The sequence below is a fragment of the Bacillus cereus group sp. MS39 genome (assembly GCF_040448665.1).
Taxonomy (GTDB): Bacteria; Bacillota; Bacilli; order Bacillales; family Bacillaceae_G; genus Bacillus_A; species Bacillus_A wiedmannii.
The window spans coordinates 341,726-364,400 of sequence record NZ_CP123058.1 but is presented as its reverse complement, the minus strand read 5'-3'; the positions used below and the strand labels follow the sequence as shown (position 1 = coordinate 364,400).

Below are 22,675 nucleotides of genomic sequence, written 5' to 3'. Positions count from 1 at the left end.
TAAACAAGATAGGTGGTGAACATATGCCCAAAAAAGTTCTTATTTTTTGTGATCCTGGGATTGATGATACGATGGCTCTCCTCTTAGCATTCTTTATCGATGAAATAGAAATCGTCGGCATTGTTGCTGATTACGGCAATGTTCCAAAAGAAATGGCCGTACAAAACGCTCATTTTCTTAAGAGCGAAGCAAAGGATAGAAATATCAAGATATTTGGTGGATCAGAACGCCCACTTACTGGCGCCCCTCCTGCTTTCTTTACGGAAGTACACGGGAAACAAGGGCTCGGGCCAATTATTCCAAAGGGACATGTGACTAACGGAGAAATGGAGAATTTTTTCGAAGTCATTCCTCTTATTGAACAGTATAAAGATGAATTAATCATTGTTAGTTTAGGAAGACTTACCTCCCTAGCAATTTTATTCATCTTATGCAAACAGCTCATGAAGCAAATTAAATCTTACTACGTAATGGGCGGCACCTTTTTACATCCTGGTAATGTGACCCCTATTTCCGAAGCGAACTTTTATGGCGATCCTACTGCCGCTAATATAGTCCTTCAATCCTCACCTAACATGTACATCTATCCATTAAACGTCACTCAGTATTCCATCATTACACCAGAAATGGCTGAATACATTGAAGCAAAAGGAAAAGCCCCACTCGTCAAACCGTTATTCGATCATTATTACTACGGCTATTATAAAGACGCCTTACCGCATTTAGAGGGGAGCCCATTCCATGACACAATGCCAATACTCGCTTTACTTGATAAGTCTATGTTTACGTACCACAAATCACCTATCGTTGTCATGACGGAATCCTATGCACAAGGAGCAAGCATTGGAGAATTTCGCTCTTTAGGAGAATCTAAACCATTTACTGATTGGCCGAATCATCAAATTGCAATTGATTTTGATTATAACCGTTTCTTTAAACATTTCATGTCACTTATGACGGGTGAGCAATTTTAAGCATAAAAAAACAGACCGTGATTTCTCACGGTCTGTCGTTATTTTCTACAATTATCGTTTGATGTTATAGAAAGATTTTACACCATCGTAAACAGCGATTTCGCCTAGTTCGTCTTCGATGCGTAATAATTGGTTGTACTTAGCAATACGGTCAGTACGGCTCATAGAACCAGTTTTGATTTGGCCAGCGTTAGTTGCAACTGCGATGTCAGCGATTGTAGCATCTTCAGTTTCACCAGAACGGTGAGATACAACTGCTGTGTAACCAGCACGTTTAGCCATTTCGATAGCTTCGAAAGTCTCAGTTAAAGTACCGATTTGGTTAACTTTAATTAAGATTGAGTTAGAGATACCTTTTTCGATACCTTCAGCAAGTTTTTGAGTGTTAGTTACGAATAAGTCGTCACCAACTAATTGTACTTTATCACCGATACGATCAGTTAATAATTTGTGACCATCCCAGTCGTTTTCGTCTAAACCATCTTCGATAGAGATGATTGGGAAGTCTTTGCAAAGCTCTTCGTAGAAATCAACCATTTCTGCAGAAGTTAAGCCAGTACGGCCTTCGCCTGCAAGGTCATATTTACCAGTTTCTTTGTTGTAGAACTCAGAAGAAGCAACGTCCATTCCTAAGAATACGTTCTCGCCAGCTTTGTAACCAGCTTTTTCGATAGCTTCGATGATTACTTCTAATGCTTCACGGTTAGAACCAAGGTTTGGAGCGAATCCACCTTCGTCACCTACTGCAGTGTTAAGACCTTTGTCATGTAATACAGCTTTAAGTGCATGGAATACTTCAGCACCCATACGGATTGATTCTTTGAATGTTGGAGCACCAACTGGTAAGATCATGAACTCTTGGAAGTCTACGTTGTTATCAGCGTGAGAACCACCGTTGATGATGTTCATCATTGGAGTTGGTAATTGTTTTGCATTGAATCCACCAAGGTAACGGTATAATGGAAGACCTACGAAGTCAGCTGCTGCGTGAGCTACTGCCATAGATACACCAAGGATAGCGTTAGCGCCTAGTTTACCTTTGTTTGGAGTGCCATCTAATTCGATCATAGCACGGTCGATACCAGCTTGGTCAGTTACGTCGAAACCAACGATTTCTGGAGCGATTGCTTCGTTAACGTTGTTTACTGCATTTAAAACACCTTTACCAAGGTAACGAGATTTGTCACCGTCACGTAATTCTACTGCTTCGTGCTCACCAGTAGATGCACCACTTGGTACGATAGCGCGTCCGAAAGCGCCGCTTTCTGTGTAAACTTCTACTTCTACAGTTGGGTTACCACGAGAGTCAAGGACTTCGCGAGCATAAACATCAATAATTGTTGACATAATAAATTCTCTCCTTTTTATATAAGCAAATTATTTAATAATTGTTTTACCTGTCATTTCTTTCGGTTGTTCCACATTTAAAAGCGTAAGCATCGTTGGAGCGATATCTCCTAAAATACCACCTTCACGAAGCTCTACATCATTTTTTGTAACGATGAAAGGAACCGGGTTAGTTGTATGAGCTGTCATTGGTCCACCATCAGCAGTTAACTCCTGATCAGCATTACCATGGTCAGCAGTAATAAGTGCTACACCATCTTTTGCAAGAATCGCTTCTACAACTTTTCCTAAACATTCGTCAGTTGCTTCTACTGCTTTAATTGTTGGTTCCATCATCCCAGAATGGCCAACCATATCACAGTTCGCAAAGTTAAGAATGATAACATCATGTTTATCATTTTCAATTTCATTTACTAAAGCGTCCGTTACTTCGTAAATGCTCATTTCAGGTTTCAAGTCATACGTTGCAACCTTCGGTGAGTTAATTAAGATACGCTCTTCTCCTGGGAATTCAGCCTCACGACCACCGCTAAAGAAGAATGTAACGTGCGGATACTTTTCAGTTTCCGCGATGCGAAGTTGCTTTAATCCCGCTTGCGCAACAACTTCACCTAAAGTATTATCAAGATTCATTGGCTTGAATGCCACGTAACCATCTACAGTTTCACTGAAGTGTGTCATACAAACGAATTCAGGAATGTGAGGTACTTTTTCACCACGATCGAACTCACGGAAATCTTCGTTTGTAAATACACGAGCAATTTGAATTGCACGGTCTGGACGGAAGTTATAGAAGATAACTGCATCATCATCATTGATTGTTGCAACTGGCGTGTTATCTTCGTTAACAATTACAGACGGCAATACGAATTCATCATAGATACCGTTCGCATAAGAGTCTTCTACACACTCTTCTGCTGATTTATAAGTAGGGCCTTCACCATTTACCATAGCACTGTAACATTTTTCAACGCGATCCCAACGCTTGTCACGGTCCATAGAGTAATAACGACCAGAGATAGTCGCGAATTGTCCTACTCCTGTTTCTTTAATTACTTCATTCGTTGCATCGATATAACCTTTTGCTGTTTGTGGTCCAACATCGCGGCCATCTAAGAATGCATGGATATAAACTTTCTCCACGCCTTCTTTTGCTGCTAAGCGAAGAAGAGCAAACATGTGGTTCATGTGACTGTGCACACCACCATCAGAAAGCAAACCGAATAAATGAAGAGCAGTACCTTTTTCTTTCACGCTTTTAATTGCATTTTGGAACGTTTCGTTCTGATCGAACTCACCTTCACGAATTGCAACGTTTACGCGTGTTAAGCTTTGATATACGATACGGCCAGCACCGATATTTAAGTGACCAACCTCAGAGTTACCCATTTGACCTTCTGGAAGACCCACTTCCTCACCACAAGCTGTAAGCGTTGTATGAGGGAATTTGTTCCAGTAACCATCAAAATTAGGTTTTTTAGCTTGTGCTACAGCATTCCCGTGAGTTTCTTCACGTAGTCCGAAACCATCAAGAATGATTAAAGCTGTTGGCTTTCTCATTTTACCGCCCCCAGAAGACCTAAGAACGAAGCAGGCTCTAAGCTAGCACCGCCGACTAAAGCGCCGTCGATGTCAGATTGTGCCATATACTCTTTAATGTTTTCTGGTTTTACGCTACCGCCGTATTGAATACGAACAGCTTCTGCAGCTTCTGGAGAAACAGCTTCTGCAACAACTTTACGGATGTGCGCACATACTTCGTTTGCATCTGCAGAAGAAGAAGATTTACCTGTACCGATAGCCCAGATTGGCTCATAAGCGATAACAGTTGCTTTAACTTGCTCTTCTGTTAAACCTGCAAGTGCTTTAGTCACTTGACCTGCTACTAGATCAAATGTTTTTCCGCTTTCGCGCTCTTCTAAAGTCTCACCACAACATACGATTGGTGTTAAACCATGTTCAAATGCTGCAAGAGTCTTTTTGTTCACTGATTCGTCTGTTTCAGCAAACATTTCACGACGCTCAGAGTGGCCAAGTACTACATAGCCTACTTTTAAGTCGCTAAGTGCTACTGGGCTAATTTCGCCAGTGAATGCACCATTTTTTTCGAAGTGCATGTTTTGTGCACCTACTTGTAAGTCAGTTCCTTCAGCCTTAGCTACTAAACGCTCTAAAAATAGAGCTGGAGAGCAAACTACTGCATCAACAGCTGAAGCTGCTGGGATTTGACCTTTAACTTCCTCTACGAAGCTAACTGCTTCTGATAGAGTTTTATTCATTTTCCAGTTACCTGCGATAATTGGTTTACGCATGCTTTGCACCGTCCTTTTTCTTTGGCTGCTACTTATTTGTCGTTAAGACAAACTACACCTGGAAGCTCTTTGCCTTCCATGAATTCTAATGACGCACCGCCGCCAGTAGAAATGTGGCTCATTTTATCAGCCATACCGAATTTTTCAACAGCTGCTGCAGAGTCACCACCGCCGATAACAGAGTATGTATCTTCTGCATCTGCTAATGCTTGTCCTACTGCTTTTGTACCTTCTGCGAATGGAGTCATTTCGAATACACCCATTGGTCCATTCCATACAACAAGCTTAGAATTTTTAATTACATCTGCATAAATTTCACGTGTTTTAGGACCGATGTCCACGCCTTCCCAAGTAGAAGGGATAGAGTCGATACCTACGATTTGAGTTGTTGCAGTTTCAGAGAATTCCTCTGTGATTACAACATCAACTGGCATGTAGAAGTTTACGCCTTTTTCTTTTGCAAGTTGCATAAATTCTTTAGCTAGTTCGATCTTGTCGTCTTCACATAGAGATAGACCAATTTCATGACCTAAAGCTTTAACGAATGTGTAAGCAAGTCCGCCACCGATGATTAAGTTATCTACTTTGTCTAATAGATGACGAATTACACCGATTTTATCTTTTACTTTCGCACCACCGATGATAGCTGTGAATGGACGTTCTGGGTTAGAAAGTGCTTTTCCAAGTACATCTAACTCTTTTTCCATTAATAATCCAGATACTGCTGGTAGGTAGTCTGCGATACCTGCTGTAGAAGCGTGAGCACGGTGAGCTGCACCGAATGCATCGTTTACGAAGATATCAGCAAGAGCTGCAAATTCTTTCGCAAGTTCTGCATCGTTCTTTTCTTCGCCCGCATAGAAACGTACGTTTTCAAGAACTAATACGTCGCCTTCGTTCATTGCTGCAACCATTTCTTGTGCAACTGGTCCGAATGCTTCGTCTGCTTTTTTAACATCTTTACCAAGAAGCTCGCCTAAACGTGCTGCTACTGGAGTAAGACGTAATTCTTCTACTGCTTGACCTTTTGGACGGCCTAAGTGACTTGCTAAAATAACTTTCGCACCTTGCTCTACTAAATATTGAATTGTAGGAAGAGCTGCACGGATACGAGTTTCATCTGTAATTTTGCCTTCTTTCATAGGTACGTTGAAATCAACGCGGCAAAATACACGCTTACCTTTTAAATCTACGTCACGAATTGATTTTTTGTTCATTGGATTTCCCTCCGACTACTAGTTAGGATTGACAAAACCCACTCAAAAGCTTAACACATTTGCTTTTAAAACGAAAGAAGAGAGAGAGGGAACAAACCCTCTCCCTCGTTTTGTCATTGATTACTTATATAATTAAGAATTAAAGACCTTTAGAAGTCATGTATGCTGCTAGGTCTACTACGCGGTTAGAGTAACCAGTTTCGTTATCGTACCAAGAAAGTACTTTAACCATGTTACCTTCCATTACCATTGTAGATAATGCATCGATTGTAGAAGAAGCTGTACATCCGTTATAGTCGATAGATACTAATGGCTCTTCGCTGTATCCAAGGATACCTTTTAATTCGCCTTCAGAAGCTGCTTTGAATGCTGCGTTTACTTCTTCAACTGTTACTTCTTTGTCAAGTTCAACAACTAAGTCAACAAGAGAAACGTTAGCAGTTGGAACACGTACAGCGCCACCGTTTAATTTACCTTTAAGTTCTGGTAATACTAATGCTACAGCTTTAGCTGCACCAGTAGATGTTGGGATCATGTTTTCAGCTGCTGCACGAGCACGACGTAAATCTTTGTGTGGTAAGTCTAAGATTTGTTGGTCGTTAGTGTAAGAGTGAATTGTTGTCATCATTCCGCGTTTTACGCCAAATTTTTCGTTTAATACTTTAGCGAATGGAGCTAGACAGTTTGTAGTACAAGAAGCGTTAGATACTACGTTGTGGTTAGCTGCATCGTATTGTTCGTGGTTAACACCCATAACTACAGTGATATCTTCGTCAGAAGCTGGAGCTGAGATGATAACTTTCTTAACTGATCCACCTAAGTGTTTTTCAGCGTCTGATTTTTTAGTGAAACGACCAGTAGATTCTACTACTACTTCTACTCCGTAGTCGCTCCATGGTAGTTGAGCTGGGTCACGCTCAGCGATAACTTTAATTTCTTTACCGTTAACAACGATGCTGTTTTCGTTAGCAGATACTTCTGCATTTAAAGTTCCGTGAACTGTGTCATATTTTAAAAGGTGAGCTAATGTTTTAGCATCTGTTAAGTCGTTGATTGCTACTACTTCTACCTCAGAGTTGTTAAGAGCTGCGCGGAATACGTTACGTCCGATACGTCCAAATCCATTAATACCAATTTTAGTCATTTGAATTTCCTCCTTGGGGGATTATATTAAAGGGTAATACCCTTTGTTAACTGTTTTGCTGCACCTTCATCTGTAATTAGAATTGAAGTGTGCCCTTGTTTAATTACAGCCTGTATTGCCTTTGCCTTTGAAGAACCTCCAGCGACTGCAACAACGTGAGATACATGTTGTAAATCCTCAAGCTGCATACCAACTGTTCTTACTTTATGAACAACATTTCCTTGTTCATTAAAGTAGTAACCGAAAGCTTCGCCTACTGCTTCGCTTGCTTGAATCTTTAACCAATCTGCTTCTGAAGTATTTCTGCGACGTGCCATTGTTAACGCATCACCTATTCCATGAATGACGATATTGGAAGATCGAATCAACTCAAGAACTTCTTTCACGGAAGGCTCTGTCACAATAGACGCATATGCTTCGCTACTAACATGGTCTGGAACATACAATAAGCGATAATTACTCATCGTATTTTGCGCCATCTTGGCACAAATGGTATTGGCTTCTAATTCAACACCCTCTCCAATTCCACCACGCGCTGGGACAAATAGCATATGTAAATCTTTGCAATCAAGCTGCATCATGTCCGCAGCAGCAGCTAGCGTAGTTCCTCCAGCCACAGCAACGATATTATTCACTGTCAGACGGTCTTTTATACAAGTCACACAAGCACGGCCCATCTCCAGTTTGACCCAAGGTGATTCATCACTATCACCAGGGACAACGAAAACTTCATCCAAGTCTAATGTTTCCTTAAGTTGCTTTTCTAAAACCTTTAACCCGGAAATTTCTTTCATAAAGTCTTCCAATGCAAGAACTAAAGCTGTTCCTTCTTCTGTCAAAGTCATTCCAGAAGAAGCGACGTGAACTAAGTTTTGTTCTTTCAAAACTTGAACTTCACTTCGCAATACTCGTTCTGTCATACCGAGACTTGCTGACAAATTTCTTCTTCCAATCGGCTGCATGAGCCTAATGTATTGAAGAATTTGCATTCTCGTTTGCATAACAGGTAGCAGATCAGGTAATAATTTTTTTGTGTTCTGAATCCATGAGCGCATATCTTTTCTCCTCACTACATTGGTTCATTTTTCCTTGTGGTCACTTTACGTCCCGTAGTGACATTTTGTGTCCCACATAGGTTAAAAAAATAATCCCTGCTACGTGTATTATTGTAACAGGAGATAGAAACTTATTCAACTCTTAACTGCATTCTTTATATAGTTTATTATGACACCTTTGTGAATGTTACCATATTCTACTTGTTTTCCGCCTATTTCTATAACCGGAATCATTAGGTGATATTTTTCTAAAAGGTCATTATCTTCATATATATCTATTTCCTCGATTTGAAAAGAATATTCATATTGTACTTCCTGTAAAACTTGTTTCGCCTGCACGCAAAGACCACAATCTTTTTTTGTATACAGTACAACTTTCATATTCTTCACCTATCCGATCGTTTTTCGTAATGATGACGCTGGAATATGCATTTGTTCTCTATACTTCGCCACTGTTCTTCGAGAAATAACGATTTCATGCTCTTCTTCTAATAATTTTGAAATCTTTTGATCTGAAAGTGGCTTTTTCTTATTCTCCGCTTCAACAAGCTTTTGAATAAATTGTTTTACACGCTTTGTAGAAATCGCTTCATCTTCAGTCGTTGAAACGGCATTGCTAAAGAACGATTTCATCTCAAATAAACCGTGTGGTGTTTGCACATATTTATTTCGCGTTGCACGACTAATTGTAGATTCATGCACACCTAACTCTTCCGCCACCTCTTTTAAAGCAAGCGGTTTTAAATATTCTGGACCTTCCCAGAAGAAATCACGTTGTTTTTCCATAATAATAGTCATCACTTGCAGAAGCGTCTGTTTTCTCTGTTTTAAACTGCGCATAATCCACTGCACATGCTGATACTTTTCTGATACGTAAGATGCTACTTCACTTTCACTATTATTAAGAAGCGCACTATATTCAGAATGAATTTCAATTCTCGGCATATTTCTCTCATTCATCTGTAAAACGAGACGATCGCCATCTTTTTTTACTGCCATATCAGGCACAATATAAAGTGGTTTATCCGAAGAAAAAGCAAGACCTGGTTTCGGCTGTAATGACGTAATACAGTTCACTGCTGATTGCAATTCTTCATTACTACACTTCAACACTTGAACGAGCTTTCGCCAATCTTTCTTCACGAAATAAGCGAAGTGATCCTCTATAACCTCTTCAGCTAATCCATTCCGTCTTTGTAAGCGCTTCAATTGTAAAGTTAGACATTCCTGAATATTACGCGCTCCTACCCCTGCTGGCTCGAGTGATTGGACAAGCTCTACAAAGCGGGCGACTTCATGAATCGGTGCGGAAAGGAGATCCGCTAACTCTTCGTTCGTTTCTTGTAAATACCCATTTCCATCCATGTTCATAATAATGAAAGAAGCTATTTTTCGCTCTTCTTCATCTATTTTATAATACTGTATTTGATTTAATAAATGTTGCTGAATCGTTGTTGAATCCACACTGTAGATTTCCATCTGATTCTCGACTTGTTTGCTGGTACTTTTACTGTTGTTAGAGCTCTTTTTCTTCTCCCTCTCAAAACCACCTAACTCAATAAGGGGATTCTCTAACGATTGCTCATACAAAAACTCCGATAATTCTTGTACATTATACTGGAGCATTGTAATCGCTTGCCTTAACTCTTGTGTCATTGCCAAACGTAAGCTTTGTTCTTGTAAAAGACTTGCCTTCAAACTAATCTCCCCCTTGTTTCTATTGTACAATAAGTTTGGTAAAAGGAGAATGCTATCACAGACACCCATTCCAAAATATTATTAATTTATATGTATTAATGAGATTTACAACTTACAACCGAAATTTGAATAATATTGAAAGAAAATAATAAAGCAAAACATTATTGTAACCAAGTACTAATAGTAAATCTTATTACTAGATATAACAAGAGGGAAATAAAAAAAGTCCTAACCTACAAAACGTAAGTTAGGACTTTTTGACGCGCCCAGAGGGATTCGAACCCCCGACAGACGTGGTACCGGAAACCACCGCTCTATCCGACTGAGCTATGGGCGCATGATTATAAAAAACACATCATTTTCTTCTCATAATAATAGCAATAAAATCCATCTAAATCAATAAAAATATCCCCTTTCATCCTTTATGCACCTTAGCCTAAAGTATAGAAACACATTTCTTCACCTAAATTTTCCAATCATAAATTCACCCCAACTCACAAATTATAATCTTTGAATTGATATTCCAAAGGGGGCTTCATTCAATGACTGTAATTACAAAGTTAAAGCAAACTGTTTCTGGATTAAAAAGTGCACAAGCTAGCTTAGAGGGATTCGCTCTTGATACGGATAACCAACAAGCAAAGCAGCTTTTCCAAACAGCTGCAGAGCAAACACAAACGATTATCGATTCTTTAAACCCACGCGTTGAAGAAGTCCAACAGGAAGAACCACAATACTCACAGCAATAACGGATTCGTCATGCTGTGAAATAGAAAAAGGATGATATGCAGTCATCCTTTTTCTATCACATTACATATTGCAATAGAAATGGAATGATTATAATGCGAAAACTCGGAATCATAACCGCGTTATTTATGCTCCTATTCGGTTCACTTACCGGATGTGATAATAGCCCGTTAGATAAAAAGGTAAAGAAAGAAGAAGCTAAACGAACGGAAGAAGACAAGGGCCCTAAATTAACAAAAATGAGTACAGAATCCTTTAATCAATCTATATCGCAAGACGCTAAGAAAAAAGCTCTTGCTATGGAAGGAATTATAGAAGCTACCGCAGTTAATACAAATTTAGATCTTTACATAGCCGTCAAGCCTGAACATCACGAAAGATTTGGTTTAAAACCTTTACGAAGTAAATTAAAAAAGAAACTAAGTGATGAAAACCCTACTTTCAATATTCGTGTAAGTACAGACAAAAAGATCTTTATGCTCATAGAAGAACTTGAAAACAAAATTAAGAAAAAGAAAGTAAGTAAAGATGGCATCAAAAAACAATTGAAACTCATTCAATCAGAAATGGGATCTAATATTTAAGCTTTCTAATAGAGAAGGAAGGATTCAAATGTCTAGTAAAGATAAAAACTTAACACCTGTACAACAAGAATATAAAAAATTCGAACAACAGCGCGAACCGAAGCGCCCCGTTTTTAAAAATTGTATAAAAGCTTTTCTCGTCGGAGGATTAATTTGTCTAATAGGCCAACTGATTTCCACCTTTTATATTACTTATTTTGATTTCACTGAACGCTCTGCCGGGAACCCTACCGTTGCAACTCTTATTTTTATCTCCATGCTACTGACGGGATTTGGCGTCTACGATCGTCTTGGACAGTTTGCCGGGGCAGGCACAGCTGTACCCGTCACTGGATTTGGTAACTCTGTTATTGCCGCATGTATCGAACACCGTACAGAAGGATTCGTCCTTGGTGTTGGCGGTAACATGTTTAAATTAGCTGGATCCGTTATTTTGTTTGGTGTATTTTCGGCTTTCGTCATCGCACTTATTAAAACGATTCTCGTTCAATGGGGAGGGCTATAAATGTTACAAGGACACCGAACGTGGGTATTTGAAAACAAACCAGTTATTATTTCGACAGGAGTCGTTGGTGGGCCGTTTGAAGCAAAAGGGAAAATTCCAGAAGACTTCGATATCCTTCATGAAGATTTATGGCTCGGCCAAGATTCCTATGAAAAAGCACATAAAATTTTGTTCGAAGAAGCTTGTAGCCGCGCTACTGAAAAAGCAGAACTTCGTAAAGATGATATCCAATTCGTACTTGCAGGAGATTTAATTAATCAAATTACCCCTACAAGCTTTGCTTGCCGTACACTTGGCACTCCTTACCTCGGATTATTCGGTGCTTGTTCTACTTCTATGGAAGGTTTAGCACTTGGGGCAAGTATCGTAAATGCAAAAGGCGCAAAATATTTATTAACTGGGGCATCCAGCCATAACACTGCGGTTGAAAAACAATTCCGCTATCCAACTGAATACGGCGGTCAAAAACCCCCTACTGCACAGTGGACAGTAACCGGGGCAGGCGCGGCTATTTTAAGTGACACTGGACATGGCCCTAGGGTAACATCTGCAACAATCGGACGAGTGGTTGATATGGGATTAACGGATCCATTTAATATGGGCGGTGCGATGGCTCCAGCCGCCGTCGATACAATTGAAGCCCACTTACGCGAACGCCAAATTGATGCCTCTTACTACGATTTAATCGTAACCGGCGACCTAGGACATGTCGGACGCGAAATTGCTTATGACTTACTACATAAACACGGAACAAAAGTGACAAGCGAACAGTTTCAAGATTGCGGGCTACTCATCTATAGAGAGGGGCAACCTGTCATAGCTGGTGCTAGTGGACCAGGATGTTCCGCAACAGTCGTGTACGGTCATTTATTAAACCGAATGAAAAGGGGAGAATTCAAAAAAATACTTGTCGTTGCGACAGGCGCTTTACTATCTCCACTTACATTCCAACAAGAAGAAACGATTCCGTGTATCGCTCACGCCGTTTCGATTGAATTTGGAGGTGCAACGCAATGATTTTTTTCTGGGCTTTCGTCATTGGCGGACTCATATGTGTAATTGGCCAACTTATGTTTGATGTCGGCAAGCTAACACCCGCTCATACAATGGCAACACTCGTTGTTGCCGGTGCTATACTGGACGGATTCAACCTGTATGAACCATTAATCGACTTTGCTGGAGCCGGGGCAACTGTACCTATTACAAGTTTCGGTAATGCCCTCGTTCACGGCGCAATGGAAGAAGCTGCAAAACACGGCATCGTTGGCGTCATTACCGGAATGTTTAAAGTAACAAGCGCTGGTATTTCTGCTGCTATCATATTCGGATTCATTGGTGCATTACTATTCAAACCGAAAGGATAAGAGGTGTTTGTATGACTGTTATCGCTAGCGTTAAAACCTGCCTTGCTAGTGTAAGGGGCGCTCAAGCAAGTTTAAGCTCCCTTTCACTACATTCACAGGACACGGAATCAAAACGTGTATTTCATGAATGTATGTTAGAAATGGACAGCATCATCGCTGATTTACAGAATAGAGTTTCATTATTAGAACGTGAAGAACCTCAATATAAAGGGTTTTAAGTAGACTGGAGGAAATGACTATGTCTCACCTGCCGGAATGGACACTTGTCATTCTTCGCTCTGTATTCATATTAATTATTTTATTCGCTATTACGAAATGGTTAGGGAAAAGACAAATCTCTCAGCTCTCCTTTTTTGAATACATAGCCGGAATGACAATCGGTGACATCGCTGCCCAAGTATCTACAGGGCTCGATTCAAAATTTTTCCACGGCGTCTTTGCGATACTTATTTTCGCCTCGGTACCTTTTTTCGTTGGAATTCTTTCCTTGAAAAACAAAACTGCTAGAGATTTTTTTGAAGGAAAATCTACAGTGTTAATAAAAGATGGCAAAGTACTTGAGGATAATTTAAAGAAAGAAAAATACACAAGTGATGAGTTACTTGAACTTCTTAGAGGAAATGGTGCATTCAGTATAGCTGAAGTCGAATTTGCTGTCTTAGAACCGAGCGGAGAATTAAATGTATTATTAAAGAAAGATTCTCAGCCACTTACAGCAAAAGACATCGGGTTAAAAGTACCAAATGAAAAAGAACCGCAAACTGTTATTATGGATGGCAATGTCTTAGATGAGCCTCTATCCTCTAGTGGACATAACCGTGCTTGGTTACATTCTGAACTAGAAAAGCTCGGTGTTGTTATTGAAAATGTCTTTCTCGGTCAAGTGGATTCATACGGACAACTTACTATCGACATTTATAATGACAAACTACAAATGCCTTCCCCTCAAAACAAGCCTTTATTATTAGCATCTTTAAAAAAATGTCATGCTGATCTTGAACTATTTTCCCTAGAAACAAAGTCGAAATCAGCAAGCGAAATGTATAGTAAAAACGCGAAACACATCGAAAAGATTTTAAATAAAGTAACCTATCTTTTAAAAGAATAGATATCACAAGAACGCTTCAGTAAAAAGGCGTTCTTTTCTTTTTACTACAGATTTCATGACGTTTAAATTTATGTAATTCGGTTATGATGTTGAAGATACATAAGCAGGGAATTTCAAAAACATAGCGAATAATTCATGGTACAACTACATATTTTTTTGATTTAAAGTGGTTTCGTTTGACCTTTATTGACCATAATTGTATTATAAGACTAAGAAAGCTTTAGAAGGAGGAAATAACAGATGAATTTAATTCCTACAGTAATTGAACAAACAAATCGTGGAGAACGCGCTTACGATATTTACTCTCGACTATTAAAAGACCGCATCATTATGCTTGGTAGTGCAATTGATGACAACGTAGCTAACTCAATCGTTTCCCAGCTTTTATTCTTGGAATCTCAAGATCCAGAAAAAGATATTCACATCTACATCAATAGCCCTGGTGGTTCTATCACAGCAGGTATGGCAATTTACGATACAATGCAATTTATTAAACCACAAGTATCAACAATCTGTATCGGTATGGCTGCATCTATGGGTGCATTCTTACTTGCAGCAGGTGAAAAAGGAAAACGTTATGCACTTCCAAACAGTGAAGTAATGATTCACCAACCACTTGGCGGAGCACAAGGTCAAGCGACTGAAATCGAAATTGCTGCAAAACGTATCCTATTCTTACGTGAAAAACTAAACCAAATTCTTGCTGACCGCACAGGTCAACCACTTGAAGTACTACAACGCGACACAGACCGCGACAACTTCATGACAGCTGAAAGAGCTCTAGAATACGGCTTAATCGATAAGATCTTTACAAATCGTTAATACTTAAAAGCGGAAGCGGCTCGTTCAGAATCGCAGGGCGATGGAGCTTTTACATCCGAGGCGCTTTTTGCCTCGAATGTAAAAGCGAAACGACCGGAGATTCTAGCCGCTGGAGCTGGATATAACTAAAAGCGGAAGCGCCCTCTTACAGGGCGCTTTTTTTATGATTAAACCTCCGCACGTGCATACCCCAGCTAGTATCCTTCTAAATATATCAGCGATTTTTCAAATATATCGACCGTAACTCCAATTATATCGGCGATTATTTTAATATATCGACGATTCGACACAACTTATCGACTTACCGACAATCCTCGACAAGCATGCACCGCCTACATACCCGCACCCCAACAACAAACACCAAACAACAAAACAAAAAAGCTATCGCACATGCGCGATAGCTTCTTATTGTATATATGCAGCTAATGCTTCTAAAGCTTCTTCTGCATCTGAACCTTCTGTTGTAATTGTTATCATGCTACCAGTTCCAATTGCTAAGCTCATAATCCCCATTATGCTCTTTGCATTCACTGTCTTTCCATCTTTCTCGATGAAGATATCCGCATGAAAGCGATTGGCCTCTTGTACAAACAACGCAGCCGGACGTGCTTGTAAACCGTTTTTTAATGAAACCTTAACTCGTTTTTGAACCACAGCTCCATTTCCCCTTTAACCTCTTATTTTTTTGCTACCGCTTCCCCCGCGCGTAATTTCTCTGCAATCTCATCGATTTTACGCAAACGATGATTAATACCCGATTTACTAATTTTCCCCCCGGATACCATCTCGCCTAACTCTTTCAATGTTACATCTTGATAATCTCTTCGTAATTGTGCAATTTCTCGCAGTTTATCTGGTAATATATCAAGACCAACTGTCTCATCAATATAACGGATATTTTCAATCTGCCTTAGCGCTGCACCAATTGTTTTATTTAAATTGGCTGTTTCGCAGTTCACTAAACGATTTACTGAATTACGCATATCGCGAACGATTCGAATGTCTTCAAATCTTAAAAGTGCATTATGAGCGCCTATAATATTTAAAAACTCCGTAATCTTTTCTGCTTCTTTCAAATACGTAATGTACCCTTTTCTTCTTTCCAACGTCTTACTATTTAAATCAAATCCGTTCATCAATTCACATATAGCATCATTATGTTCCTTATATAACGAAAAGACCTCTAAATGATAAGATGATGTTTCTGGGTTATTTACTGAACCACCTGCTAAAAATGCACCTCGTAAATACGATCGTTTACAACATTTCTTCTCGATTAATTCCTGGGATATATTTCGAATTAACGAAAAGTCGTCTCGAACAATATGAAGATCAGCTAATATTTCGCGAGACTTCTCAACAAGCCGCACAATATATACATTATTTTTCTTCAATCGCATTTTTTTACGAACAAGTAATTCTACCGTCACGTCATATCCTTTTTTCAAAAGCGTATAAATCCTTCTTGCGATTGCCGCATTCTCCGTTTGAATATCGATAGATAGACGACGGTTTGAAAAAGAAAGCGATCCGTTCATTCGAAGTAACGCTGATAATTCTGCTTTCTCACAGCATTCCTTCACCTCAAGATTCGTTAGCTCTTTCTTTGTTTCTGATGCAAATGACACAGTCAACACCTCCTTATACGATTACTTTGGAACAAAAATCTTGTCCTATATGAAATGATGAGCGTTACCTCAAACGAGGCAACGCTCATCTACAACAGTGAATATAAAATAGAAGCTAGTTTTAATGTATCGTGCCTTACAACACGATCATCATACTTCGCTAATTGATCTTGAATGACATCAATATTGCTCTCTGTAAAACGTTCTTCATCTACTACAACTGGTGCTGACATTTCTTCCTCATATAACTGACGTAATTCACAAGGAATATCACGGTTATTTACAATTGCAGTATCGATAAATGGTTTACCTAAATGATCATGTAACGCCTGCACATGGTCAAACGCAGTATATCCCATCGTTTCACCAGCTTGCGTCATAACATTACACACATATACCTTCTTCGCTTTTGCAGCAAGAACAGCGTCCCCGATTTTGTTAACAACTAAATTCGGTAATATACTCGTATACAAACTTCCTGGACCAAAAACAAGTAAATCAGCTCGTTTAATCTCAGCCAACGTTTCATGTAACGGCTCTACATCTTCTGGAGTTAAAAAGACGCGGTTAATCTTCTTCCCAGAATAAGGAATCTTCGATTCACCTGTTACAATTTCTCCATCTTCTAGTTCCGCATGAAGTACCGCACTTTGGTTCGCTGCCGGTAACACACGTCCTCTGACATTTAACACTTTACTCGTTTCCGTAATCGCATGGAAGAAGTCTCCTGTAATCGAGGTCATACCCGCTAATAATAAATTTCCTAACGCATGACCTTTCAGCCCGTCTCCCGTTGTGAAACGATGCTGAAATAAAGCTTCCACCAGCGGCTCTACATCTGATAACGCAACAAGTACGTTACGAATGTCACCTGGGGGTGGAATTTCGAGCTCATCACGTAATCTACCTGAACTGCCACCATCATCAGCGATTGTAACAACTGCTGTAATATCAACCGGATATTGTTTTAATCCTCTTAATAAAACAGAGAGTCCAGTACCGCCTCCCATGATAACAATTTTAGGTTTTCTCTCTTTTTTCATCCCTTAATGGCCCTTTCTCTTCTCCACATCACGATGAGATACATGAACGCTATACTCTGGTTTCAAATGTTTCCCAAGGTATTCTGTAAGCGTAACAGAACGATGCTGTCCACCTGTACATCCAATTGCAATTACAAGTTGACTCTTGCCTTCTCTTTTATAATGAGGCAGCATGAAAGTAATAAGATCCGTCAATTTTTCTAAAAACTTATGTGTCTCATTAAATTTCAGCACATACGATGAAACTTCTTCATCTAGTCCTGTTAATGGCTTCATATGTGGAATGTAATATGGATTTGGTAAAAAACGAACATCAAATACTAAATCTGCATCAATTGGAATACCGTACTTAAATCCAAATGACATAACATTTACACGAAATGCTTGCTCAGTTTCAGTTGAAAACAGATGAACAATTTTTTCACGTAATTCTTTCGGTTTTAAATCCGATGTATCCAGAACAATATTCGCTCGTGCCTTCATATCAGTTAATAAGCCACGCTCCATCTCGATTCCCTTTAACGGCAAACCAGTTGGTGCAAGTGGATGCGAACGTCTCGTTTCTTTATAACGAGTTACAAGCGTGCCATCTTTCGCATCTAAGAATAAAATATGAGGAATAATCCATGTACGTTCTGATAAATCATCAAGTGCTCCCCATAAATGTTCGAAAAACTCTCGGCCACGTAAATCAACGCCAAGTGCTACTTTATTCATTTTCCCTTTTGAATCCGCCATAAGTTCAATAAACTTCGGCAATAACATCGGTGGTAAATTATCTACACAGAAATATCCTAAATCTTCAAAACTTTGTAAAGCTACTGTCTTTCCAGCTCCAGACATTCCTGTAATAATTACCATTTTTATATCATTATTCTCTGTCATCGTATCCTCTCCTTGACGGTTTAACTCGGATCTAATCGATATGAAAGCAACTCAAAATCTGGGGTATATACAAATGTACCGTAGATTATGCCATTTCCTTTAATTAAATAATCAATAATGTGATAATCTCCTGGTGCCATTGCTAAATCATCAATTTTGTCAAATGTATGCCAACCAATGATGCCTTCTTCGCTCTCTAGTTTGTTTTCTCCTGCAAAATCTGTCGCTAAAAAGGAGAACATCATCCATTCAGAAACAACTTTATCACCTTCTTGGATGACAAAGGTGAAGACCCCTTTTAACGCTGGGTTCTTTAAATAAATACCTGTTTCTTCACGATACTCGCGAACAACGGAATCTCTTACTGTCTCACCACGCTCCATTTTCCCGCCTGGTGCAACCCACCAATTTCGGCGAGGTTTTTGGAGTAAGAGTACTTCATTATCTCTAATTAACACACAGTTTGTCACTCTTTGCATGTTTCTTCACCTCAGCTACTTGCAGTAAATTTCTCACTGCATACTCATTTCATTATACTATCAAAAACAGTTTGCTACAACGAAGGAGCCAGTCCTCTTTCGCTAAGCACATGCTACTCAACAATTTTAAAAAAGCTTTTTAGAACAAGCAATGTAAATGCCTACACTTTCAATGAATAGCATGAAAAATCCCCTTAACGATTTTTATCGCCAAGGGGATTAAAGTCCTTATTTCTTACCGAAATAAGTAACAATCGCAAATCCTAAAATAAAGGTAATAATTGAACTTATAATTGAAAATCCTCCAGTTGGAATACCAGGGAACACAATTACAATCGAGCCGATAACAAGTCCAATAATTGCCGCAAATGTCATACTTTTATAACGATCTAACAAGAAACTAATTCCTTTACTACTTACAACAAACCCCGCCATAACACCAGCACCGATAACTACGATTAAAGGTAAGTTCAGTGTAGTTAAAGCATTAATTGCTGTCGGATACACACCAATAATTAATAAAATAAATGATCCGCTAATTCCAGGAAGCAACATAGCCATACTAGCCATCCAGCCCGCGAAAAATAAACCAATTGCATTTAAAATTGTTAACGTCGTAATTGGATCTGCTGCCTTATCTGGTTTAAAGAAAGCTGTGATTGCAACAAGAATTGCTGCAACTATTAATAAAACAATGTGCTTACCTTTAAACGACGACTTTGCATCAGCTTCTCTCATTAACATCGGTAATATACTAATAATTAAACCGAGGAAGAAAAATTGAGTCGGTTCATAATGATTCGCAAGTAAATATTTAATAACGTGACTTAACGTTAAAAACGCTGCTGCCACACCAGCTGCAAGGGGAATTAAAAATCCTAAATGTTTTTTCCATTCACGACTAAAGAATCCACTAATTGCTGCAAGTAATTGTTCATAAATCCCTAACACAACAGCGATTGTACCGCCGCTCACACCAGGAATTAAATCACTAACACCCATACAAAATCCACGGTATATATTACGCCATTCCATACTGAATAAATTCCTCATTTCTTATAGTGATTTTTTCCGTAAAGTCCAGTATATCAATAAGAAAGCTTATAATCCTAATATTTTTTGACAAAACTTTGACATTTTCATAAAAAAAGAAGAAAGCTCCTATCGGTAGCTTTCTTCTCAAAAGGCATATTATCCCTTATTTTTCTGATACAGTTTTTAGTTCTTCTAATAATTCTTCTACGTAATGTTGTGCACTTTGTGCTGCGATACTACCATCACCTGTTGCCGTTACAATTTGACGTAGCATTTTTTCACGAACATCTCCAGCTGCGAAAATACCAGGAACTTTCGTTTCCATACGCTCATTTGTTTCAAGGTAACCATTTTCATTTGTAATACCTAGTTCAACAAATGGTTTTGATAGTGGTAACATACCGATATATATGAACACTCCATCAGTTTTGACTTCTTTCTCTTCTCCACTGTTTACGTCTACAAGTGTTACGCTTCCCACTTTACCATTTGCATCGTTAATTTCTTTTATAGTGTGATTCCAAATGAAATCAACTTTCTCGTTTTGGAAAGCACGATCTTGTAAAATTTTCTGCGCACGAAGAGTGTCACGACGGTGAACGATTGTTACCTTTGATGCGAAGCGTGTTAAGAATACACCCTCTTCAACAGCAGAATCTCCACCACCAATAACTACAAGTTCTTTCCCTTTAAAGAAAGCCCCATCACATACTGCACAATATGATACACCACGGCCGCCAAGTTCTGCTTCGCCTGGCACACCAATTTTTTTATACTCTGCACCGCTTGCAACGATAATTGCACGTGCTTTATATTCTTTTTTACCAGCAATAATTGTTTTGTATTCTTTACCATCAATGACTGCTTTCACATCACCGTATGCATATTCAGCACCAAATTTCTTCGCATGCTCGAACATTTTATTTGATAAGTCTGGTCCTAAAATAGACTCATAACCTGGATAGTTCTCTACATCTTCTGTATTTGCCATTTGGCCACCTGGGATACCACGCTCAAGCATTAATGTGCTTAAATTCGCACGAGATGTATATACTGCAGCTGTCATACCAGCTGGTCCTGCACCAATAATAATGACATCATAAATTTTTTCTTCTGACACACTATTCACTCCTATTCATTCCTACACAATTAAGTTACCCTCATTATACTGTTAGCATCATTTTTTTCCCAATGATTTGCTTACCCTATGTGTGCGTACGTTTAACAGCCTGCACATACTTTCGAACAGTCGCTACAGATACATTATATACATCCCCAAGCTCCGACTGTGTCATCTTATTTCCTTGTTCGCTGCGTACAATATATTCAACCGCAGCTGACCAGCCGTATACATTTGTAAAAACTGCCCCAGATGTATATAAACGTATGAACGTACAAAACCAAAATTGTAAACACTCTTCGATTAATTCATCATCTTTTTTCGTATAATTATATAAAGCATCCGCAATTTGCGCGCACTGTTCAAATTGCTGTAAATCAGCTGGAATGCTCTTATGGCTATTAAGTAAAAAGAAATACTTTGCAAGTTGCGATACGATTGGAACACCGTTCTTCGCCTGCGTTACATCAAAGAAGAATCCCACCTTCTCTGGCGTTGACAATTCATTCATTAAATATAAAGCTAGCATTTGTTCCTCTAGCGTCGCACTTTGTTGAAATGATTTTCGTAATTCTTCAAATAATACGTTTTGTCCTTCATCTGCTAAATTCAGCGCATTCCACGGTTCTTTTCCCTTTTTATCAGGGTGCAATTCTACAACATGCTGCCACATTTTTTCAGCTACTTGCTGATCTTTCACCATATAAGCAGAATATGCAAACCAATAATAAAAACTAACGTCTCCCTCATATCCTTGACGCTTTAATACTTTGAACCATTTATATGCAGGCTCAAAATGACCAATTGTTGCAAGTGTCGTTCCAAGTTTCAAACGATGCTCGAACGAAATCGGATATACTGAAACTAACTGCTCCGCTAACGCTTCTACTTGTTTATGCTCTCCAATTGAATATAGGAAAATAAGCGTATTACAAAGCGCATGTATATTACCAGGATTTTTCTCTAAAATCATTTCCGTTAACTTCAGAGCTTTATCTACATTACCAGATTGAAAATGTGCAATGGCTAAATTATTATGACCCGACCAAAATTCCGGATAATCTTTTGTAACAATTTCCAATGTAGCAATTGCTTCTTCCAATTGTCCGTTACGAATATAACGATTCGCTTCTTCTTGCATAACAATTAGATCATCTTCATCCTCAATCTCTTCCTCACCCATCGCTTCTTCTTCCATAATTTCAAGTAATTCTAATGTATCTTCTACAAATTCCTTCTCTTCTGCAACTTCTAAATAGCGATCCGCATACTTTTTCGCCTGCTGAAATAGCCCCATATATGCATAATTATTTGCAATAAAATAATAGCATTGTTCAAGTTCTGGATTAGATCTAACAAGCTTAAAGAAGATTTGATTCGACTCTTGATATTCACCAGCCTCAGATAATACTGTTGCTAATTGGCATAAAATAAACGGCTCCTTCTCACTTTGTGCCGCTCTTCGAAAATATTTAATTGCATCTTGCAATTTTTGCCCTTTGTAAGCTCTCATCCCTTTTTTATAAAAGAAGTCCGCTAATTGATTAAAAGAGATAACTTGTCCGTTCTCCTTATATATTCCTTGATTTTTCCCCATATATCCTCCAG

General features: G+C 38.9%; 25 protein-coding genes and 1 tRNA gene. 9 read left to right on the top strand and 17 right to left on the bottom strand.

Annotation, left to right across the window (positions count from 1 at the left end; all coding sequences use genetic code 11):
- Window positions 1–23: 23 nt before the first annotated feature.
- Entirely contained in the window at window positions 24–974 is a 951-nt protein-coding gene (locus QEP67_RS01740) for a nucleoside hydrolase (protein ID WP_048566658.1), read from the top strand.
- A gap of 51 nt (window positions 975–1,025) precedes the next feature.
- Here QEP67_RS01740 and eno read toward each other — a convergent pair whose 3' ends face one another.
- From eno to QEP67_RS01695, 9 genes are all read right to left on the bottom strand, one after another.
- Window positions 1,026–2,321: a phosphopyruvate hydratase gene (eno, locus tag QEP67_RS01735; protein ID WP_000103947.1), complete on the bottom strand. Its 1,296-nt coding sequence runs from the start codon at window positions 2,319–2,321 to the stop codon at window positions 1,026–1,028.
- 30 nt (window positions 2,322–2,351) lie between these two features.
- Window positions 2,352–3,881 carry a 2,3-bisphosphoglycerate-independent phosphoglycerate mutase gene (gene gpmI, locus QEP67_RS01730; protein WP_001231145.1) on the bottom strand — a complete coding sequence of 510 codons (1,530 nt, stop codon included), beginning with the start codon at window positions 3,879–3,881 and terminating at the stop codon, window positions 2,352–2,354.
- Window positions 3,878–4,633: a triose-phosphate isomerase gene (gene tpiA / locus QEP67_RS01725; RefSeq protein ID WP_048566659.1), complete on the bottom strand. Its 756-nt coding sequence runs from the start codon at window positions 4,631–4,633 to the stop codon at window positions 3,878–3,880. The genes gpmI and tpiA overlap by 4 nt, the downstream gene beginning before the upstream one ends.
- A gap of 32 nt (window positions 4,634–4,665) precedes the next feature.
- Window positions 4,666–5,850 (bottom strand): phosphoglycerate kinase, encoded by a 1,185-nt coding sequence (locus tag QEP67_RS01720; protein WP_001036333.1) that lies wholly within the window; start codon window positions 5,848–5,850, stop codon window positions 4,666–4,668.
- A gap of 139 nt (window positions 5,851–5,989) precedes the next feature.
- A complete protein-coding gene (gene gap, locus QEP67_RS01715) occupies window positions 5,990–6,994 on the bottom strand; it encodes a type I glyceraldehyde-3-phosphate dehydrogenase (protein WP_000161237.1) in 1,005 nt (334 codons plus the stop codon).
- 26 nt (window positions 6,995–7,020) lie between these two features.
- Window positions 7,021–8,049 carry a gapA transcriptional regulator CggR gene (gene cggR / locus QEP67_RS01710; protein WP_001258189.1) on the bottom strand — a complete coding sequence of 343 codons (1,029 nt, stop codon included), beginning with the start codon at window positions 8,047–8,049 and terminating at the stop codon, window positions 7,021–7,023.
- 135 nt (window positions 8,050–8,184) lie between these two features.
- Window positions 8,185–8,430: a glutaredoxin family protein gene (locus tag QEP67_RS01705; RefSeq protein WP_000869734.1), complete on the bottom strand. Its 246-nt coding sequence runs from the start codon at window positions 8,428–8,430 to the stop codon at window positions 8,185–8,187.
- 9 nt (window positions 8,431–8,439) lie between these two features.
- Window positions 8,440–9,747, bottom strand: coding sequence for an RNA polymerase factor sigma-54 (gene rpoN, locus QEP67_RS01700; RefSeq protein ID WP_000647949.1), 1,308 nt, complete (start codon window positions 9,745–9,747; stop codon window positions 8,440–8,442).
- A gap of 261 nt (window positions 9,748–10,008) precedes the next feature.
- Window positions 10,009–10,084, bottom strand: a tRNA-Arg gene (locus tag QEP67_RS01695).
- A gap of 205 nt (window positions 10,085–10,289) precedes the next feature.
- Here QEP67_RS01695 and QEP67_RS01690 point away from each other — a divergent pair.
- The 8 genes from QEP67_RS01690 to clpP all read left to right on the top strand — a co-directional run bounded on the left by QEP67_RS01690 (window position 10,290) and on the right by clpP (window position 14,877).
- The gene (locus QEP67_RS01690; RefSeq protein WP_000216160.1) at window positions 10,290–10,496 is read left to right on the top strand and encodes a DUF1657 domain-containing protein; all 207 of its coding nucleotides are present in this window, start codon (window positions 10,290–10,292) and stop codon (window positions 10,494–10,496) included.
- Window positions 10,497–10,589: 93 nt separating this feature from the next.
- Entirely contained in the window at window positions 10,590–11,078 is a 489-nt protein-coding gene (locus tag QEP67_RS01685; protein WP_001228530.1) for a YhcN/YlaJ family sporulation lipoprotein, read from the top strand.
- A gap of 28 nt (window positions 11,079–11,106) precedes the next feature.
- Entirely contained in the window at window positions 11,107–11,583 is a 477-nt protein-coding gene (spoVAC, locus tag QEP67_RS01680; RefSeq protein WP_000095409.1) for a stage V sporulation protein AC, read from the top strand.
- Window positions 11,584–12,600, top strand: coding sequence for a stage V sporulation protein AD (gene spoVAD, locus QEP67_RS01675; protein WP_000938954.1), 1,017 nt, complete (start codon window positions 11,584–11,586; stop codon window positions 12,598–12,600). It begins immediately after the preceding gene.
- Window positions 12,597–12,947, top strand: a complete 351-nt coding sequence (gene spoVAE, locus QEP67_RS01670) for a stage V sporulation protein AE (protein WP_000575918.1) — start codon at window positions 12,597–12,599, stop codon at window positions 12,945–12,947. The genes spoVAD and spoVAE overlap by 4 nt, the downstream gene beginning before the upstream one ends.
- Window positions 12,948–12,958: 11 nt before the next feature.
- On the top strand, window positions 12,959–13,165 hold the full coding sequence (locus QEP67_RS01665; RefSeq protein WP_353706507.1) for a DUF1657 domain-containing protein: 207 nt from the start codon (window positions 12,959–12,961) through the stop codon (window positions 13,163–13,165).
- A 20-nt stretch (window positions 13,166–13,185) separates the two neighbouring features.
- Entirely contained in the window at window positions 13,186–14,055 is an 870-nt protein-coding gene (locus QEP67_RS01660; RefSeq protein ID WP_000018900.1) for a DUF421 domain-containing protein, read from the top strand.
- Between the two features lie 240 nt (window positions 14,056–14,295).
- Window positions 14,296–14,877, top strand: coding sequence for an ATP-dependent Clp endopeptidase proteolytic subunit ClpP (gene clpP, locus QEP67_RS01655; protein ID WP_001049163.1), 582 nt, complete (start codon window positions 14,296–14,298; stop codon window positions 14,875–14,877).
- 405 nt (window positions 14,878–15,282) lie between these two features.
- Here the strand turns inward: clpP and QEP67_RS01650 are convergent, their stop codons facing one another.
- The 8 genes from QEP67_RS01650 to QEP67_RS01615 all read right to left on the bottom strand — a co-directional run bounded on the left by QEP67_RS01650 (window position 15,283) and on the right by QEP67_RS01615 (window position 22,664).
- Window positions 15,283–15,531, bottom strand: coding sequence for an HPr family phosphocarrier protein (locus QEP67_RS01650; protein WP_000250305.1), 249 nt, complete (start codon window positions 15,529–15,531; stop codon window positions 15,283–15,285).
- 23 nt (window positions 15,532–15,554) lie between these two features.
- Complete coding sequence (gene whiA, locus QEP67_RS01645; protein WP_000006569.1) at window positions 15,555–16,505, bottom strand: DNA-binding protein WhiA; 951 nt, start codon at window positions 16,503–16,505, stop codon at window positions 15,555–15,557.
- A gap of 89 nt (window positions 16,506–16,594) precedes the next feature.
- Window positions 16,595–17,548 carry a YvcK family protein gene (locus QEP67_RS01640; RefSeq protein WP_000712182.1) on the bottom strand — a complete coding sequence of 318 codons (954 nt, stop codon included), beginning with the start codon at window positions 17,546–17,548 and terminating at the stop codon, window positions 16,595–16,597.
- A gap of 3 nt (window positions 17,549–17,551) precedes the next feature.
- Window positions 17,552–18,433: an RNase adapter RapZ gene (gene rapZ, locus QEP67_RS01635; protein WP_000138461.1), complete on the bottom strand. Its 882-nt coding sequence runs from the start codon at window positions 18,431–18,433 to the stop codon at window positions 17,552–17,554.
- A gap of 20 nt (window positions 18,434–18,453) precedes the next feature.
- The gene (locus QEP67_RS01630; RefSeq protein WP_001190080.1) at window positions 18,454–18,912 is read right to left on the bottom strand and encodes an 8-oxo-dGTP diphosphatase; all 459 of its coding nucleotides are present in this window, start codon (window positions 18,910–18,912) and stop codon (window positions 18,454–18,456) included.
- Window positions 18,913–19,140: 228 nt separating this feature from the next.
- The gene (locus tag QEP67_RS01625) at window positions 19,141–19,947 is read right to left on the bottom strand and encodes a DUF368 domain-containing protein (RefSeq protein ID WP_000455195.1); all 807 of its coding nucleotides are present in this window, start codon (window positions 19,945–19,947) and stop codon (window positions 19,141–19,143) included.
- A 163-nt stretch (window positions 19,948–20,110) separates the two neighbouring features.
- The gene (gene trxB, locus QEP67_RS01620) at window positions 20,111–21,067 is read right to left on the bottom strand and encodes a thioredoxin-disulfide reductase (protein WP_001288064.1); all 957 of its coding nucleotides are present in this window, start codon (window positions 21,065–21,067) and stop codon (window positions 20,111–20,113) included.
- Window positions 21,068–21,152: 85 nt separating this feature from the next.
- On the bottom strand, window positions 21,153–22,664 hold the full coding sequence (locus tag QEP67_RS01615) for a tetratricopeptide repeat protein (RefSeq protein ID WP_000517701.1): 1,512 nt from the start codon (window positions 22,662–22,664) through the stop codon (window positions 21,153–21,155).
- Between the last annotated feature and the right edge of the window lie 11 nt (window positions 22,665–22,675).